The following is an 18,108-nucleotide window of genomic DNA, read 5'->3' on the forward strand; positions in this document are numbered from 1 at the left end:
TGCACGGACCGGGCCGCGGCCGGTCACCTGGCCCGGGCGACACGTCATCGTGTCTGTCGGCACCGTAGTCGAAGCGCTTCGATGACCACCCGTTCGCGGCCCCCCCCCGAAACGTTTAGGCCCAGACGCCGCTGTGGGCGGAGAATCTGGGCCCCCGAACAGTGCATACCGCACGATTCGGGCCAGATTCTCCGCCCACAACGATTGGCGGTCAGTGGCAGGGCGAGCCGTTGACGGCGACGTCGGTCGGGACCGAGGTGTCGCCGGTGTGCGCCGCGTTGTACCCGATCTGCACCGTGCCGCCGGGAGCGACCGAGGCGTTCCATGCCGCGTTCGACGCCGTCAGGGTGCTGCCGGTCTGGGACCAGTCCGCGCTCCAACCCTGCTGGAGCACCTGCCCGCCCGGCAAGGTCGTGGTGAGCTCCCACGACGACCACGCCTCGGCGCCGGAGTTGGTGATCGTCACGGACCCCGTGTACCCGGTGCCCCATGCCGCGTGGGACCAGGTCACGGTGCACTCCGCGTCGACCGGTCCGCTGGTCGGGGTGGGCGAGGGCGTCGGCCCGGCGTCGTCGGGCCGGGCGTCGAGCGCCTCGGCGACGGCGGTGTAGGCGGGTTTGGCCTGGTACTGCGCGTCCCAGGGCAGGGCCGCGCCCTGGCCGCTGAACACATCGGGCACCCAGGAGTGCCCGTCGTCGATGCCCCAGACGGTCACGCCCGTGCAGCGGTCGACCGCGAGGCAGGCCTCCACCACCGCGCGGTAGTCCGCGGCCTGGCGCTGCAGGTCCGCCGCCGACGCCGGGACGTCCATCCGGACGTCGAGCTCGGTGATGCGTACGTCGACCCCGAGGTCGGCGAACCGCTGCAGGTTCTGCTGGAAGGTGCCCGGCACCTGCCCGACGATCAGGTGCGACTGGAACCCGACGCAGTCGATCGGGACGCCGTCGTCGAGCAGATCGGCGACCAGGTCGTACATCGCCGTCGACTTCGCGTTGATCGCGTCGGTGCTGTAGTCGTTCAGGCACAGGTCGGCGCCCGGTGCGGCCTGTCGCGCCCTGGTCAGGGCCTCGGCGACGTATCCGTCGCCGAGCACTCGCTGGAAGACGCTCTGGCGTCGGCTCCCGTCGCCCTCCCACAGCTCGTTGACCACGTCCCAGGCGTCCACCTGGTCCGCGTAGCGGCCGGCGACGGCGTCGATGTGGTCGTACATGACGGTGCGCAGCTCGTCCGGGTCGGAGATGCTCTCCACCCAGCCGGGCAGCTGGGAGTGCCACACGAGCGTGTGGCCGTAGAGCTCGGCGTCGTTCGACTCGGCGAAGGCGGCCACCTGGTCGGCCTGGCCCCAGGTGAACGTCCCTCGCGACGGCTCGGTGGCGTCCCACTTCATGGCGTTCTCGGCCACCACGAGGCTGAACTCGCGTTCGGCGATCGCGCGGTACCCGGGGTCGCCGAGGTGGGCGGGGGAGAGGGCGAAGCCGGTCGTGACGCCGTGGCGGTCGGCGGCGTCGCGCCAGGGCTCGAAGATCGGCTCGGCTGCTCGGGCGGGCGCGAGGGCCGCGGTGGCGACGAGAGTGGAGCCGGCGACGACGGCGGTGACCGCCCAGGCGGTCGTCCGGCCGGTCCGCGAGGCGGGAAAAACGTTTTCAATCTGTGTGGGCATGATCTGCTCCGATCTACGGCAGCGAGCGGTCCCGTTGTGGGCGGAGAATCTGGGCCCTCGAACAGTGCATACCGCACGATTCGGGCCAGATTCTCCGCCCACAACGAGAGGAGGGTCAGGGGGTGGTGCAGATCACGCCGTTGAGGGCGAAGTCGTCCGGCGCGGTGTTCGTGCCGGAGTGCGACCCGTTGAAGCCGAACGAGACGGACTCGCCCGGTGCGATCGTGCTTGTCCACGCCGCCGGCGTGATCGTGACGGCGGCCCCGGACTGTGAGACCTGTGCCGACCAGATCTGGTCGATCGTCTGCCCGTCGGCGAAGGTGAACGTCAGCTCCCAGCCCTCGATCGTCGCGTCGGAGTCGTTCGTCACGACGAACGATCCGGTGAACCCGCTGTTCCACGAGTTCGCCGCGTAGTCGACCGTGCAGCCGCCACCCGGGGTGACGTCGCCGGGTTCGGTCGTGACCGACAACGCCTCGGAGGGCGCCGACGCGTTGCCCGCGGCGTCGTAGGCGGTCACGGTGTAGGAGTAGGTGGTCCCGGCGTCCAGGCCGCCGTCGGTGGCCGAGGTCCCGGCCACGTCCGCCACGAGCTCGCCGTCGCGGTGGACGCGATAGCCGGCGACCCCGGTGTCGTCGGTCGAGGCGTCCCAGGACAGCTGCACCGAGGAGGAGGTGACCTGGTCCGCGGTCAGGCCCGCGGGAACGGTCGGTGCCTCGGTGTCCTCACCACCGGTGGCCTCGTCCGTCGTCACGCTCACCGGGGACGACGCCGGTGAGACGTTGCCTGCGGCGTCGCGGGCGGTGACGGTCACCTCGTAGGTGGTCGACGGCGTCAGCCCGGTGAGCGTGAACGACGTCGTGCCGCTGGTGCCGGCCGGCTCGCCGTCGACGAGGACGGTGTACCCGGTGACGCCGATGTTGTCGGTGGCGGCGTCCCACGCCAGGTCGACCGACGTCGCGGTGGTGCCTGTCGCCACGACGCCGCCCGGTGCGGTCGGTGCCTCCGTGTCGGGTTCGACCGAGCCGCCGTCGATCGCCGGGTAGGCGTTGGCCACCAGCATCTCGAACTGGTCCTGGAACCACTGGCCCGCCAGCGGAGCGCCCCCGAGGGCACCGGTGAGCTTGCCGGACAGCTTGGGCGAGTTGAACGTCGGGTCGCACATGCGGTCGAAGTTCTTGCCCTGGTCGTTCGGGATCTCCTCGGAGTTGCCGTCGGACTCGCCCGGCGGCTTGACCCAGACGTAGGCGTCCAGGTGCGATGCCGGGTTGTCCGTCGGGGCGACCGTGGGACGCTCGCCGAGACCCGCGCCGGCCGGGTTGCACCAGGCGCCGCGGTGGGTGCGGCGGTCCACCCGGGACTCGTCGACGTAGGTGTCCAGATCGGTCGACGTGCTCGCTGCCGTCGGTCGGTCGGGGCCACCCCAGCCGTTGCGAGAGGTGTCGATGAGCATCCCGATGTCCGACGGGAACCCCGCCGAGACCGCGAGCGAATACAGGTGCTCGGTCCAGTCGAGCTCGTCGAAGTCGCGGTTCCACTCGAACCACTCGGCCTGACGTACCTGCCCGCCGTTGCCGAACGGCTCGTCCTCCAGGAACGGCTCGCGCAGGGGCGTCGAGTTCGCGGTGTTGGTGACGAACCCGGCGACCGTGTCGTAGCCGTGCTCGGTGCTGTTCACGACCCCGTTGAACACGTCGACCGCGGGGCCTGCGTTGCTGTCCCAGCCCAGCCAGCCGGCGTGCGCCGCATCGATGTAGGAGTAGACGTTTCCCGCCTCGTAGAGCCGGTCGAGCGCGTAGGCGGTCCCTTCGCGGTAGTAGGGCTCGGCCACCTGGCACGGCTCGTGGGAGATGTTGGTGACCAGGTTCGGCAACGAGTCCGGTTCGATCGTCGCCACGACGCGCAGGTCGGCGTACTGCGGCTCGGCCAGCATGTCGGCGATGACGTCGATGTAGTCGTTCTTGTACTCGGCCATGCCGGCGGGGGTCGGTTCGAGCAGGCCGTTCGACGCCAGCGCGTAGCAGTCGCGGCCCGGCAGGTTGTAGACGACCAGGTTGAACACCATCGGCGTGTCGCCCTGCTGCTGCTCGACCGCGGCGTCGAGGTGGTAGCGCAGCCCGGGGCCGTCCACGTTGCCCTCGATCGCCGACGTGCGGTCCATCCACACCGAGGTCGGGGTGTCGGCGATGGCCAGCATCTGCTGGCCGAGGGCGCCGCCGACCTGCGCCGCGGCGTCCACGACGTTGTCCGACCAGTAGGAGTTGACGTACTGGTCGGCACCGACGAACGGGTTGTCGACACGTTCTGCCGCCGACGCGGTGGTGGTGGCCATGAGCGGGACCGCGGCCAGGGCTAGCGTCGCCGCCACGGCGACGGGTCGGGCCATCGCCTCGTTGCGGGGCCGCAAGGATCGAGATCGCACGGGATCCTCCAGAGATCGGGGAGCACGGGCTTCGTCGCCCGTGCGTCGGACGGTTCGACCGATGTCCCCAACGTGGACTGGTTGCGCTCCCACGCGCATCCTCGCGAAACGTTTAGGAACCGGGCGTGGACGGCGGGGCGGTCGTGCCGCGGATCACCAGCCGGGCGCAGGGCGGGTCCGGGACCGGGCCGTCGGCCGTGACGCCCAGCGCGAACGCGATCGGCACTCCCATCGCGCACCACGGCCGAGAGACGGCGGTGAGCTGTGGGTCCACGAGGCGGCAGGTCTCGGCATCGGCCCCGGAGACCACGGACACGTCCCAGGGGACCTGCAGGCCGCGATGGCGGACCGCTTCCAGCACAGCCAGCGCCGTGATGTCGCCGTCGGTGACCACGGCCGACGGCCGGCCCTGGTCCGCCAGGAGCCGTGCGGCTGCCGCCCCGGCCTCCGGGGCCGAGGCCGCCTCGACGACGTCGACCGTCGCCACGAGGCCGGCCGTGGCGGCCAGCAACCCCGCATGCAGCGCCCGGGTGACGTCGGCGTCGGCGTCCGCCGCGACCAGCACGACCCGGCGATGGCCCAGGTCGACGAGATAGCGCCCGACGGCGGCCTCCGCGTCGCCGTCGAACCACACCCCGCGCTCGACGCCGGCCGTCCCCACCCCGGGCGGGGTGGCTCCGACGATCCGCGCTCCGACCCGTGCCGCGACGCGGCTGCGAGGATCGTCGAGCAGGAGGTCCTGGACGACGAACGCGGTGTGGCGCCGTTCGCTCCAGTGCCGCTCGAGGTCCTTCGCGCCGGCCTCCCGGTCCGTCGCGACCTCGACCGCGAGCGCGACGTCGCCGAGCGCGCCCCGCAGACCACCGGCGAGGTCGAGGCCGGCCGACCGGCTGTGGGTGGCGCTGGCTCCGTCGAGGACCTGCAGCCCGACGCTGGTCACGGCGGCAGAACGCATGGACCGCGCGGCTGCGTTGGGTCGCCAGTCGAGGTCCGCGGCCACCTTGAGCACGTGGCGCCTGGTGCTCTCGGACACTCCCTGGCGACCGTTGAGCGCGTAGGACACCACGGCGATGGAGACCCCGGCGGCACGGGCGACGTCGGTGATCGTGACGCGACGTCCGGAGGCTGGATGGGCGCTTCCGCCACGTTGCGTTCTGGGCACGCTCCCACACTCTGCCGCTTTTCAGGGCATGATGCATCTGCGGGGGCGCGCGCAGGACTCGATGGCGAGGACGGTGGTGCAGGTGTCGACGTGGACACGTGCCGGCAGAAAACCTGGCAGGCCGATGACGATCGGTGTCCTGTGCCCGGTCGTGGGTGGCTACTACTTCGGGCGGATGCTCGCCGGGATGGCGCGCGTCCTGAGGGCGGAGGGGCACCGGCTCATCGCGGTGCAGACGTACCCGGCCGACATCGACCGGGACGAGTTCCCCGTCCCGCCCTATCGCCGGGCTGCGCCGGGCCTGGAGGCGTACGACGGTCTCGTCGTCGTGACCAGCGCGCTCGCGGACGACGACCTGCGGCGCCTCGACGCGTCGCCGGTCCCGGTCGTGACGCTCGGCGTGCAGCCCGACGACCTGAGGGCCCCCGCCGTGTCTCCCGACAACGTCGGCGGCGTGCGGGCCGCCGTCGATCACCTCGTCGAGCACGGTCATCGCAGCATCGGGTTCCTCGGGAGCACCGACCAGCGGGACATCGCCGAGCGGTACGACGCGTTCCGCGACGCGCTGGCGGCCCACGGCCTGGACCATGCACCGGAGCACGTCTACCGGGCCCGTGACAACCAGGAGGCCGCCGCGGAGTCGGTGGCCCGGCGGCTCGCGGCCCAGGAGATGCCGACGACCGCGACTGTCGCTGCCACCGACCGCAACGCGATCGGGTTCCTGCGCGGTCTGCACCAGTCCGGGCTGGAGGTGCCTGTCGCCCAGGCCGTCGTCGGCTTCGACAACTCGGACGTGGGTGCGCGCACGTGGCCCCGACTGACGTCGGTCGACCCCATGCACGACGCTGTGGGGGAGCGTGCGGCCGAGCTCGTGCTGGCCAGGGTGCGCGGCGAGCAGGTCGGGGGCGTGCACCGGCTCGAGACCGCGGCACTGGTGATGCGCGAGTCGTGCGGCTGCGCCCGCGGCACGCGGAGCGCGGTGGTCACGGCCGGCAGCACGCCGCGGCACGACCCGGACCCGCTCGGCACGGTGGCGCGGGTCGTCTTCGCCCGCGCCGACGAGGTGCGCAACCCGGGGGCGACGGACGCCTGGCTCACCATGGTGCGACAGCTCATCGAGGCGAGTGTCGCGACCGCCCAGCGACCGCCGGCCGCCGCGCTACGGGCGCTCGGCGACCGCACCGCCACCCTGCGACCGGGGCCCGGAGCGCTCGAACAGCTGGTCCCGGCGCTCCGCGTCGAGAGTGCGCGGGTGCGTGAGCGGCTGTCGGTCCGTGCGGCCGCGGCGGGTGCGCGAGGGGACGAGCCCCCGGTCGTCGCAGGCCTCGAGCCCGAGGCCGCAGAGGCCGTCGAGGAGGCGCTCTGCCAGGTCGTCGTGGCTCTCGCGCGAGGGTGCGCGCACGGTGACCTCGCGCGGGCGGGTCGGCTCGAGCAGGATCTCGTCGACCAGAACCTCGTGGACCTGGAGCTGATGCGCGCCGACGGCGAGTCGTTGCGGCGGCTCGACTGGATGCCGCGGGCGCGCACCTCGACGGCCGCGCTCGCGTTGTGGGAGGACGATCTGGCCAGACCTGGCGAACGGGTGCTGCGGGTGGTCGGGGCGCGGGGGTGCGGTGAGCACCTGGTGGGCCGGTCCATGTCGTCGCACGAGTTCCCACCACCTGGACTGACCGACCCGCGCTCGCTGACCGTCGTCGTCCCGGTCGCGTTCGGCCGCGTCGACCGGGGCTTCCTCGCTGTGGGTGGTCTCGTCGACTCGCGGGCGACGAGCACGCGGGCACGCTACAACCACTGGGCGGCGATGCTCGCCGTGGCGCTCGAGGCGGAGGAGTCGCTGGCCGACCTGCAGACCCAGCGCCGCCGGCTGGTCGAGGAGGCCGAGCGGGAGCGGGCGCTCGCGCTCGACGTGGCGGCAGGTGAGGAGCGTTCCGCCCTGGTCTCGATCGCCTCGAACGACGGCACGTGGGACTGGGACGTCGACGCCGGGACCGTGCACTACTCGGAGGCCTGGGCGCGGATCGTGGGTCAGGACCGGGCCTCGCTCGCGGACGACCCGCGCGAGTGGTTCTCGCGCGTCCACCCCGAGGACGTCCGGCGGGTGCATGCCGCCGTCGCCGCGCAGCTCTCCGGCACGCGTGAGCCGCTGGACGTCGAGCACCGCGTGCGTGGTGCCGGCGGCACCTACCTGAGCGTGCGGTGCCGGGCGGTGTCCGTGCACGACGCCGGGGACCGGCCGGTGCGCCTGGTGGGGGCGATGGCCGTGGTCGCCGAGACGGCGCCGCGGGCGCTGGTACCGGTCGAGCGGTCGTTCGTCGACGCCGATACCGGACTGGTGTCGCGCGAGCTGTTCCTCGACCGGCTCGACCGGGCGATCCGGCGGCGGCGGAGGTTGCCCGCATACTCCTGGCAGGTCCTCGCCGTGTCGTTGCCCGATGCCCCGGCCGGTCCGGTCCATCACCGTCTGCACGGGGAGCTCGACGAGGACGACTGCGCCACGGCGGTGGGGGCGGGTGGTGTCGCGGTGCTGCTGGACGGGCAGGACGGCAGGTCGGCCCAGCACCGGGCCGCACGTCTCGCCACCGTCCTCGGCGCAGGCGCCGACGTCCGACGGGTAGCCACCACGGAGCCGACCGGCACGCGGCTCGTCGCGACGCACGTCATGGAGCGAGTCGAAGCATCGCTGCGCCGTGACGTCGACGTCCCGCCCTGGCAGGCCACGGTCGACGCGCACGCCTGACGTCGTGGGTGGCGCCATTGCCCTAAACGTTTCGCCGCGTTGTGGGATCGCTTCCACTCGTCGATGGTCGAGGTGTCCGCTCAACGAAGAGAGGTTGCACCATGCATCGCGCACCCATCCGCTCCCGCCTGCTGGCCGGGGCCGCGGCGTCGGCCACGCTGGCCGCACTCCTCGCGGCCGTCCCGGCCGGCGCGGCCCCACCCACGGCCGCACCCGCCGCACCCGTCGTCACCGCGCTCGGCGACCTGGACACCGGCGGTGAGTACACCCAACGGTTCCTCGAGCTGTACGACAAGGTCCACGACCCCGCCAACGGCTACTTCTCGCCTGAAGGGATCCCGTACCACGCGGTCGAGACCCTCATGGTCGAGGCGCCGGACCACGGGCACGAGACCACGAGCGAGGCCTACTCGTTCTGGCTGTGGCTCGAGACGTCGTACGGGCAGGTCACCGGCGACTGGGAGCCGTTCAACCATGCCTGGGACATCCTCGAGCAGTACATGATCCCCACGACGGAGAACCAGCCCACGAACGCCGCCTACAACCCGGGCAGCCCCGCGACGTACGCGCCCGAGTTCAACCACCCCAGCGCGTACCCCTCCGAGCTCGATCCCGGCGTCTCCGTGGGCGCGGACCCGATCGCCGGTGAGCTGCAGCAGTCCTACGGCACGGACGAGATCTACGGGATGCACTGGCTCGCGGACGTCGACAACGTCTACGGGTTCGGTGCTGCCCCCGGCTCCTCGGAGCTGCTCGGCCCGGACCACGAGGGCACCAGCTACATCAACACGTTCCAGCGCGGTCCGCAGGAGTCCGTCTGGGAGACGATCCCGCAGCCGTCCATCGACGACTTCTCGTTCGGCGGCGAGAACGGCTACCTCGACCTCTTCACGGGCGACGCCTCCTACGCGAAGCAGTGGAAGTACACCAACGCCCCCGACGCCGACGCGCGCGCCGTGGAGGCCGCCTACTGGGCGAACAAGTTCGCCGGGGAGCAGGGCCAGCCCGAGGCCGTGGCCGACACCGTCGGCAAGGCCTCGAAGATGGGCGACTACCTGCGCTACTCGCTGTTCGACAAGTACTTCAAGACGCCGGGCTGCGAGTCGCCGTCCTGCCCCGCCGGTACCGGCAAGGACAGTGCCCACTACCTGCTGTCCTGGTACTACGCCTGGGGCGGCGCGCTCGACGCGTCCGCGCCGTGGGCCTGGCGGATCGGGTCGAGCCACGCGCACTTTGGCTACCAGAACCCGATGGCGGCCTGGGCGCTCGCGAACGACCCGGCGCTGACGCCGGCCTCGCCCACCGCGCAGACCGACTGGTCGGAGAGCCTCGATCGACAGATCGAGCTCTTCCAGTGGCTGCAGGCGCCCGAGGGAGGCATCGCGGGCGGTTCCACCAACAGCTGGGACGGGCACTACGCAGACCGTCCCGACGATGTCGCCACCTTCTACGGCATGGCCTACACCGAGGCGCCCGTCTACCACGACCCGCCGTCGAACGAGTGGATGGGCATGCAGGGCTGGGGCGTGGAGCGGATCGCGCAGCTCTACCACGAGACCGGGGACGAGCGGGCCGAGGCCATCCTCGACAAGTGGGCGCCGTGGGTCATCGACCACATCACCATCACCGAGGACTCCTGGCAGATCCCCTCGAACCTGGGATGGTCCGGTCAGCCCGACGACTGGGACCCCGCGAACCCGGGCGACAACTCCGGGCTCAGCGTCGAGGTCACTGGCTACGGGCAGGACGTCGGCGTGGCCGGCGCGCTCGCCCGCACGCTGATGTACTACGCCGCGACAGCCGGGGACAGCCCCACGAAGGCCGCCGCCCAGCAGACGGCGCACGACCTGCTCGAGGCCATCTGGACGCAGAACAGCGACCCGCTCGGGGTCGCGTCCACCGAGACGCGCGGCGACTACTCGCGCTTCGACGACGTGCTCACCGAGCCCGGCGGCGACGGCATCTACGTCCCCGAGGGCTGGAGCGGCACCATGCCCAACGGCGACGTCATCGAGCCCGGGGTGTCGTTCCTCGACATCCGGTCCTTCTACCTGGACGACCCGCAGTGGGACAAGGTGCAGGCCCACCTCGACGGTGGCGACGCCCCGGAGTTCACGTACCACCGCTTCTGGGCGCAGACGGCGGTCGCCACGGCGCTCGCCGACTACGACCGGCTCTTCGGCGACTCGCCGGAGCCGCCGGAGGACACCGAGGCGCCCACGGTGCCGCAGGACCTCGCGGCGACGGCCGACGGCACGGCGGTGCAGCTCACCTGGAGCGCATCCACGGACAACGTCCGGGTCACCGGGTACGACGTCAGCCGTGACGGAGCGGTCGTCGGCAGCGTCGGCGGCACCACGACGTCGTTCACGGACGCAGGCCTCGCGGAGCTGACCGAGTACACGTACACGGTCACGGCGCGGGACGCCGCAGGCAACGTCTCGGCGGCCTCCGAGGCCGTGAGCGTCACGACGGGCGAGGGCGAGACCGAGCCGCCGGCCGGCGCCTGCACGGCCGAGTACTCCACGGCCAGCTCCTGGTCGGGCGGGTACCAGGGGGCGATCACCGTCACCGGGGGCGACGGCGGGGTCCAGGGCTGGGAGGTCGTCGTCCCCGACGGCCTGACGACGTCGAACATGTGGGGCGGCACGCTCACCGGCGGAGTCGTCACCCCGGAGTCGTGGAACGCGAACCTCGGCGCGGGCCAGGCCACCACGGTCGGGTTCATCGGCAACGGCGCACCACCGGCCGCGCAGGAGCTCGCCTGCACCGGGACGGTTCCGGCGGGCTGATCCGCCCGACGTAGAGAGCTGAACCTGTCGAGAGCTGTCGGGTGGCTGCGTCGTACACGACGCAGCCACCCGGCCGCTCTCGGGCGTGGTGGGGCAGTCAGACGCGCGTCGGGTCGGCGGCGGCCGCCTTGAGCAGCCCACGCAGTGCCTGGCTACGGACGTCGAACGCCGTCACCGACCCCGATCGCTGGAGATGGTGGCAGGCGTAGAGGTTCGACCACAACAGGCTCTCCACCCATTCCGCGCTCAGCGCCGGGTCGATCGTCCCGTCGTCGTGTCCTCGCGCGACGAGCTCGCGGAGCCGTTCCTCGTCGGTCTCGTCCGTCACATCCGAGCCGGCCGCGACGGCGGCCTCGCTCTCGCCGTCCTGTGCCGTGGCGGTCAGCCCGGCTCCCATCCACCAGGCCAGGATGTCGAGCGACTCCATGAGCTCGAGGCACAAGCGCCTGAACGCCTCCAGTCCCGTGCCGTCCTCGACGGACGCCCTGGCGACGGCGGCTTCGTACTCCACCGCGGTGAAGTCGGAGATCGCCGCGATGAGTGCCTTCCGGTCCGAGAAGTAGCGGTGCAGCGTGCTCCGGGCGACGCCGGCGCGGGTGGCGACCTCGCCGAGCGGTGCGGCGGGTGTGCCGGAGAGCACCTCGATGCCCGCGAGCAGCAGGGTTCGTCGCGTGCGCTCGCGGACCGCGGTGCGTTCACTCATGGCCGTACTCTACAAGTGCCCTCTATTGCGACACCTCTTGCCTGAGATAGGACATAGATGTTCTACTAAGAGCCATGGATGGAGCACTCAATCTGGACCGGACGGTGTCGGCCACCCCTTCCTCGTCCCGCATGGCGATCCTGTGGTCCTTCGCCAGGCCGCACACGCGGACCCTGCTCCTGGGGCTCCTGCTCTCGTTGATGGTCTCCGCGATGGGTCTGGCCAGCCCCCTGGTGACCAAGTGGGTGCTCGACACCCTGGCCGTGGGGGAGTCGCTGCGCGACCCCGTCCTGGTCCTGGTCGGACTGCTGGTCCTCGGCGCGGCCGTCGGCTGGTTCCAGTGGGTCCTCCTGGGGCGGCTGGCCGAGGACATCGTCTACGACGCCCGGCGCCGGATGATCCGGCGCTACCTCGGCACGCGGGTCTTCGCCCTGATCTCCCGCGGGCCCGGTGAGCTGGTCACCCGCGTCACCTCGGACACCGTCCTGCTCAACCAGGCGGCTTCCTCGAGCATCATCGGTCTCATCAACGGTGTCATCATGCTCGTCGGCTCCTTCGTCCTCATGGCGCATCTCGACGTCACGCTCCTGCTGACCACGCTGGCCGCCGTCGCCCTGGTGTTCGTCGTCTTCTCGGTGCTCATGCCACGGATCGCCGTGGTCGAGGAGAAGGCGCAGGCCGCGCTCAGCGACCTCGGCTCGGAGCTGGAGGGGACGGTCAGGGCCTTCAAGACGGTGAAGTCCTCCGGCGCCGAGTCGCGCCGGCTCGCGAGCCTGCTCCGTCATGTCGGGGAGTCGCGCCGGCACAGCATCCGCTCCGTGCGCATCCAGGCCGGGGCGTGGACAGCAGCCGGGATCGGCATCGACGGCGCCATCATCGTGGTCCTCGCCCTGGGCGCCTACCGGGTTGCCGAGGGGGACATCACCGTCTCCACGCTCGTGGCCTTCCTGCTCTACGTCTGGGGCCTCATGGGCCCGATGACCGAGCTGACGCAGAACCTCACGACGCTCCAGTCCGGGATCGCCGCCGCCGGCCGGATCCGGCAGATCGAGGAGATGCCGGTCGAGGACCCGGACGCCGACGTTCCGGTGACCCCGCAGGGCCGGGGAGTGCCGGACGGTCCCGTCCGGACCGGCGCCGTGCGCGCCGCGGCGCCCGTCGGCGATCCCGCCGCGCCGGCTCTGGAGATGACCGGCGTCGTGGCGCGGTACCTGCCCGACGCCGACCCCGCCGTCGACGGCATCGACCTGACCGTTCCCCGCCGTGGACACCTGGCCCTCGTCGGACCCTCCGGCGCCGGCAAGACCACGCTGCTGGCCCTCATGCTGCGCTTCCTCGAACCGGAGTCAGGCGAGATCCGGCTCGGCGGCACCCCCTACGTCGAGCTCGCCCACGGGCAGATCCGGAGCGCCTTCGCCTATGTCGAGCAGGAGACGCCCGTGGTGCCCGGCACCATCCGTGACAACCTGCTGTTCACGAATCCGGAGGCCTCCGACGACGCGATCGTGAGCATCCTCGAGAAGCTTCATCTCACGGACAAGATCGAGTCGTTGCCGCACGGCCTGGACACGAGGCTGGCGGACACGAACGTCTCAGGTGGGCAGCGTCAGCGGATCTCCCTCGCCCGCGCCCTCCTGGCGGACCCGCCGATCCTGCTGCTGGACGAGGCCACCGCCCAGGTGGACGGCCTCACCGAGGCCGCCATCCAGGAGACGATCGCCGATCGGGCCCGGCACCGCGCCGTCGTCACGATCGCCCACCGACTGTCGACGATCCTCGATGCCGACGAGATCGTCGTGATGGACGACGCGAAGGTCGTGGCCCGCGGTTCGCACGAGAACCTGCTCGAGGACAGCCCGCTCTACCGCGGTCTCGTCGCGGCGCTCCGCATCCAGCGCCACCGTGACACGGAGGCCGAGCCCGTGGCATCGGAGCGGAACTGAACCTCGGCGATGGCGGGTGGTCTGTGCGCGGTCAGCGGTCCTGGGCGAGCCGCTCGGCCTCCTGAGCCACGTTCCGCTGCATCCCTCCGAAGACGACCCCGTGGAACGGGGCGACCGACCACCAGTAGGCCTGCCCGGCCAGACCGTGCGGGTGGAACAGCGCCCGCTGGGCGAAGTAGGTCCGTCCGGGGCCGGTGGCGTCCTGGAGAGACGGGCCGCCGTCGTCGGCGTCCGTGGCCTCCGCCGCCGCCTCGTCGACGCGCAGCTCCAGCCAGGCGAGGCCCGGCAGCTTCATCTCGGCGCGCAGCAGGAGGCGTTCGCCCGGCTCGATCGCCTCGACGCGCCAGAAGTCCAGCACGTCGTCGACCCGCAGGCGGTGCTCGTCGCGACGACCGCGGCGCAGACCGGGACCACCGGCCAGGCGGTCCAGGAGGCCGCGTGCCCGCCACGCCAGCGACCACGAGTACCACCCACCCTGGCCGCCGATCTCCTCGATCACCTGCCAGAGCACCTCGCGCGGGGCCTCGACGACGGTGCGTCGCTCGTCGACGTACAGGGATCCGCCCGCCCAGTCCGGGTCGGTGGGCAGCGGGTCCGACGGGGCCCCCGGCACCGAGGCCGACGACCAGCGCGTGGTCACCTCGCCGTCGTGGATGCGGGCGAGGGCCAGCTCGATCGCCCGGTCGACGCCCACCAGCCCCTCGGCGGGGTCGGGCACGAACCGGCGCACGTCGTCCTTGCGGCACACCACCTCGTGCTGCAGCGAGTCGACGAGCGGCCTCGCGATCCCGGACGGCACGGGCGTGACCAGGCCGACCCAGTGGCTCGACAACCGCGGGGTGAGCACCGGCACGCCGACGATGATCCGCCGTCGCAGCCCCGCGGCGCGCGCGTAGCGGTGCATCATCTCGCGATACGTGAGGACGTCGGGGCCGCCGATGTCGAACCCGCGCGAGACGTCGGGAGGGAGCGTCGCCGCGCCGACGAGGTAGCGCAGCACGTCGCGGATCGCGATCGGCTGGATCCGGTTGTCCACCCAGCGGGGCGTGGTCATCGCCGGCAGCCGTTCCGTGAGATAGCGCATCATCTCGAATGAGGACGAGCCCGAGCCGAGGATCACTGCCGCCCGCAGCACCGCCGTCGGCACCCCGGAGGCGAGGAGGATCTCCTCGACCTCCTTGCGGGACGCCAGGTGCGCGGAGAGCTCGCCCTCCGGGACGTCCGGGTACAGCCCGCCCAGGTACACGATGCGGCCCACGCCGGCTTCCCGGGCGGCACGGGCGAACGTCAGTGCGTTGCGGCGGTCGACCGCCTCGAACGTGCGGCCCGTCCCCAGGGAGTGCACCAGGTAGTAGGCGACGTCGGCGTCCTCGAGGGCGGCGCGGACGGCGTCCAGGTCGCCGACGTCGGCAGCCACCCGCTCGACGTCGTCCGCCCACTCGCGCCCGTCGAGCCGCGCGGGGTCCCGCGAGACGGCACGGACGGAGAACCCTGCGGCGAGCAGCTCGGGCACGAGCCGCCCGCCCACGTAGCCGGTGACCCCGGTGACGACGGCCCTCATCCCAGCAGCTCCAGCACGGCTCGCTCGGCGCGCTCCTGCCACTGAGGGTGGCAGAGGCACTGCCCACGCCCGGCCTCGCCGCGGCCGAACGCTTGCAGGTGCCCGTTCGCGTGGCGGCAGATCCACACGTCCCGCCAGGCCGGTGGCACCGCCAGCTCCCGGCACCGCGCGATCTCGACGCCGTCGGTCAAGGGCATGCCGTCGACGCGGAGGAACACCCAGCCGTCGCCCCTCCGACGGCGCGAGTAGCCCTCGTCGGACGGGGACGCACGGCGCAGTCGCACCTGGACAGTGTGGAGCGGCCGGCGCCATCGCGCACCGGGAACGGCTCAGCCGGGCAGGCGGACCATGCCCTCCTGGGCGATCGTCGCCACCAGCGCCCCGTCACGGTCGTAGACCCGCGCGAGCCCCAGGCCGCGGCCGCCCTGGGCGCCGGGGGACTCCTGGACGTAGAGCAGCCACTCGTCGGCCCGCGCGTCGCGGTGGAACCACATCGCGTGGTCGAGCGAGGCCATGGGCACCTTCGCGCCGACGTCCAGCCAGGACGTGCCCGCCTGCCGCAGGACCGGCTCGAGCATCACCTGGTCGCAGGCGAACGCCAGCAGCGCCCGGTGGAGCAGCTTGTCGTCGGAGGCGATCGTGTGGCGGGCGCGGATCCAGACGAGCTGGTCCGGCCGCGGGTCGCGCGCGGCCCCGAGGTAGACGGAGCCGCCCACGTGCGCCAGCTCGAACGCGGAGCCCTCGGACCAGTACTTGGCCGCCGGGTGGTCGACACCCGCGAGGGCCTCGAACGTCGACGTCACGTCCTCTGGCGCGGGGACGCCGTCGGGCATCGGGACCTGAGCCTCGTAGCCCGGCTGGTCCACCTGGAACGACGCCGTCAGGGAGAGGATCGGTCGGTTCGCCTGGATCGCGTGGGTACGGCGTGCACTGAACGAGCGGCCGTCCCGCAGACGTTCGACGGCGAAGTCGACCGGGGAGTCGAGCGCCCCCTCACGCAGGAAGTAGGCGTGCATCGAGTGGGGGAGCCGGTCGTCCTCGACCGTGCGGCCGCACGCGAGGAGCGCCTGGGCGAGCACCTGCCCGCCGTACACCCGCCGCCCGGGCCCGGGCACGGAGTCCCCACGCCAGAGGTCGTCCTCGCCGCGCGGCCCCCAACCCTCGATCTCCCGGAGGTCGAGGGCGGCCAACAGCTGGTCGAGGGGGCCACCGGTGGTGTCGGTCACGGTCACGCTGAGACTCACTCCTCTTCATTCCTCGAAGGTGTTGATCATGCTGAAGGCCGCCCGCTCCAGGTAGTCCCACAGCTGGGACTCGTGCGCCGGGGCGAGATCGAGGGCGTCGACGGCGGCGCGCATGTGCGCCAGCCACCGGTCGCGGGCGTCCGGGTTGACCTTGAACGGTGCGTGCCGCATCCGCAGGCGGGGGTGTCCGCGCTGCTCGCTGTACGTCGTCGGACCGCCCCAGTACTGCTCGAGGAAGAGGACGAGGCGCTCCTTGGCCGGGCCCAGGTCCTCCTCCGGGTACATGGGCCGCAGCACCTCGTCGCCCGCGACGCCCTCGTAGAACACGTCCACGAGGCGCTCGAACGTGGTGTGGCCGCCGACATCGTCGTAGAAGGTGGGTGTCGTCACCGCCACATCTTCCCAGATCGGCGGGCCGACGGACCGTGGCGATGGTCACCCGGAACCCGTCGGTCGGCTCGAGACGTTAAGGTGGTAACGGACCTGCAACGACGCGATCCGACGAACCACTTCCTGAGGAGACACCGAATGAGCAAGGCGGACGACATCCTCTCAGCACTCGGCGGGACCACCAACGTCGTCGAGCTTGAGCCCTGCATCACGAGGCTGCGTGTCCAGGTGTCCGATCCCCAGCTCGTCGACGAGAACGGTCTCAAGAGCTCCGGCGCCTTCGGCGTGGTGCGCTCGGGCCGGATCATCCAGGTGATCGTCGGCCCCGAGGCGGACAACCTGGCTGCCGAGCTGGACGGGCGCCTCGCCTCGGCCTGACCGACACGTGCGACGGCGGGCACGTCTCAGGACGTGCCCGCCGTCGGCCTCAGTCCTCGGTCGATCCGACCGCGTCGGCGCGCAGCACCCTGGCCCTGCGCAGCTGTGCCTGCGCGGCACGCAGCAACGCCCGCGACACGTCCCACTGGGTGCCCGGATTGACCTGCGCGTGCAGCGTGAACGTCATCGAGAAGTCGGTGACGGCGTCGACACCGCGGACCGACGGCGGTTCGAGGAGCTGGTCGGCGAGCTCCGGGTCGATGGCGACGGCGTCCGCGGCGCGGCCGAGCGCGGCGCGCACCACGTCGATGTCCGCGTCGACCGGGACCCGGACCTCAGCGAGCGCACGGGACCACTGCTGCGTGCGGTTGCCGGCTCGCAGGATCTCGCCGTTGCGCACCCACCACAACGTGCCGTCGATCGAACGCACCTGCGTGGTCCGCAGCTGGACCTCCTCGATGACGCCCTCGGCGCCCGAACCCAGGTCGACCACGTCGCCCACGCCGTACTGGTCCTCGACGAGGATGAAGATGCCGGAGATGAAGTCCTTGACCAGGGACTGGGCGCCGAAGCCCAGCGCGATGCCGGCCACCCCGGCGGAGGCGAGCAGCGGCCCCACCCTGAAGCCGACCTCCGTGAGGATCATCAGCAGGATCATGACGCCGACGACGATGTTCGCGGTCGAGTTGAGCACCGAGCCCACGGTCCGGGCCCGTTGGGCGCGGCGGGCGGAGGCCAGCGGGTTGGCGATCACCAACGCGTCGTTGACGAAGGTCGACCGGCGGAACCCAGCCTTCCAGCCCTTCTCCGTCGCTCGCGGAACGCCGGTCGCGATCCGCTCGGTCACGTGCGAGACGAGGCGGCGCAGCAGCACCAGGACGACGACGCCGACCACCACGATGATCGTGATGCGCAGCGGCCATCCGGTGAACCAGGTCCAGAACGACTCGCCCGCGTCGACGATCCCGTCCGTGAGGTCGGTCGTCGGGGACGGGTCCGGGGTGCTTGCCGTCGGTGGAACCGGGGTGAGGAGTGCGGAGTTCACGCGGGCCACCGTAACCGCCGGCGCCGGTGCCGAGATACCGCCGTCGAGCCGGTTCCGGGCGTGGGGGTCTG

The 18,108-nt window shown here is 71.9% G+C and carries 13 protein-coding genes; 4 read left to right on the forward strand and 9 right to left on the reverse strand.

Annotated features, from left to right (window positions below):
* Window positions 1-211 precede the first annotated feature (211 nt).
* The 3 genes from PZC42_RS15570 to PZC42_RS15580 all read right to left on the reverse strand — a co-directional run bounded on the left by PZC42_RS15570 (window position 212) and on the right by PZC42_RS15580 (window position 5,244).
* The gene (locus PZC42_RS15570; protein WP_277212471.1) at window positions 212-1,660 is read right to left on the reverse strand and encodes a glycoside hydrolase family 10 protein; all 1,449 of its coding nucleotides are present in this window, start codon (window positions 1,658-1,660) and stop codon (window positions 212-214) included.
* 115 nt (window positions 1,661-1,775) lie between these two features.
* Window positions 1,776-4,082, reverse strand: a complete 2,307-nt coding sequence (locus tag PZC42_RS15575) for a glycoside hydrolase family 6 protein (RefSeq protein WP_308199843.1) — start codon at window positions 4,080-4,082, stop codon at window positions 1,776-1,778.
* Between the two features lie 112 nt (window positions 4,083-4,194).
* Window positions 4,195-5,244, reverse strand: coding sequence for a LacI family DNA-binding transcriptional regulator (locus PZC42_RS15580; RefSeq protein WP_277212472.1), 1,050 nt, complete (start codon window positions 5,242-5,244; stop codon window positions 4,195-4,197).
* Window positions 5,245-5,368: 124 nt separating this feature from the next.
* On the opposite strand from PZC42_RS15580, the gene PZC42_RS15585 reads away from it, so the two are divergent.
* On the forward strand, window positions 5,369-7,981 hold the full coding sequence (locus PZC42_RS15585; RefSeq protein WP_277212473.1) for a substrate-binding domain-containing protein: 2,613 nt from the start codon (window positions 5,369-5,371) through the stop codon (window positions 7,979-7,981).
* 101 nt (window positions 7,982-8,082) lie between these two features.
* Window positions 8,083-10,773: a glycoside hydrolase family 48 protein gene (locus PZC42_RS15590; protein WP_277212475.1), complete on the forward strand. Its 2,691-nt coding sequence runs from the start codon at window positions 8,083-8,085 to the stop codon at window positions 10,771-10,773.
* A 97-nt stretch (window positions 10,774-10,870) separates the two neighbouring features.
* Here PZC42_RS15590 and PZC42_RS15595 read toward each other — a convergent pair whose 3' ends face one another.
* Window positions 10,871-11,476, reverse strand: a complete 606-nt coding sequence (locus tag PZC42_RS15595; protein WP_277212478.1) for a TetR/AcrR family transcriptional regulator — start codon at window positions 11,474-11,476, stop codon at window positions 10,871-10,873.
* A gap of 104 nt (window positions 11,477-11,580) precedes the next feature.
* On the opposite strand from PZC42_RS15595, the gene PZC42_RS15600 reads away from it, so the two are divergent.
* A complete protein-coding gene (locus PZC42_RS15600) occupies window positions 11,581-13,419 on the forward strand; it encodes an ABC transporter ATP-binding protein (RefSeq protein ID WP_277212480.1) in 1,839 nt (612 codons plus the stop codon).
* Window positions 13,420-13,450: 31 nt separating this feature from the next.
* Here PZC42_RS15600 and PZC42_RS15605 read toward each other — a convergent pair whose 3' ends face one another.
* Genes PZC42_RS15605 through PZC42_RS15620 form a run of 4 tightly spaced genes read right to left on the reverse strand, consistent with a single transcriptional unit; the run spans window position 13,451 to window position 16,614 of the window.
* A complete protein-coding gene (locus PZC42_RS15605; protein WP_277212482.1) occupies window positions 13,451-14,980 on the reverse strand; it encodes an SDR family oxidoreductase in 1,530 nt (509 codons plus the stop codon).
* A complete protein-coding gene (locus PZC42_RS15610; protein WP_277212484.1) occupies window positions 14,977-15,264 on the reverse strand; it encodes a DNA topoisomerase IB-related protein in 288 nt (95 codons plus the stop codon). The genes PZC42_RS15605 and PZC42_RS15610 overlap by 4 nt, the downstream gene beginning before the upstream one ends.
* Window positions 15,265-15,309: 45 nt before the next feature.
* On the reverse strand, window positions 15,310-16,212 hold the full coding sequence (locus PZC42_RS15615) for an acyl-CoA thioesterase (RefSeq protein WP_277212485.1): 903 nt from the start codon (window positions 16,210-16,212) through the stop codon (window positions 15,310-15,312).
* Between the two features lie 18 nt (window positions 16,213-16,230).
* On the reverse strand, window positions 16,231-16,614 hold the full coding sequence (locus PZC42_RS15620) for a globin (RefSeq protein ID WP_277212487.1): 384 nt from the start codon (window positions 16,612-16,614) through the stop codon (window positions 16,231-16,233).
* Window positions 16,615-16,752: 138 nt separating this feature from the next.
* Here PZC42_RS15620 and PZC42_RS15625 point away from each other — a divergent pair, with 138 nt between their 5' ends.
* On the forward strand, window positions 16,753-16,992 hold the full coding sequence (locus tag PZC42_RS15625; protein WP_277212489.1) for a PTS sugar transporter subunit IIB: 240 nt from the start codon (window positions 16,753-16,755) through the stop codon (window positions 16,990-16,992).
* A gap of 49 nt (window positions 16,993-17,041) precedes the next feature.
* On the opposite strand, the gene PZC42_RS15630 is transcribed toward PZC42_RS15625, so the two are convergent.
* The gene (locus PZC42_RS15630) at window positions 17,042-18,037 is read right to left on the reverse strand and encodes a mechanosensitive ion channel family protein (protein ID WP_277212491.1); all 996 of its coding nucleotides are present in this window, start codon (window positions 18,035-18,037) and stop codon (window positions 17,042-17,044) included.
* Between the last annotated feature and the right edge of the window lie 71 nt (window positions 18,038-18,108).

Source organism: Isoptericola croceus (assembly GCF_029382255.1).
Taxonomy (GTDB): Bacteria; Actinomycetota; Actinomycetes; order Actinomycetales; family Cellulomonadaceae; genus Isoptericola; species Isoptericola croceus.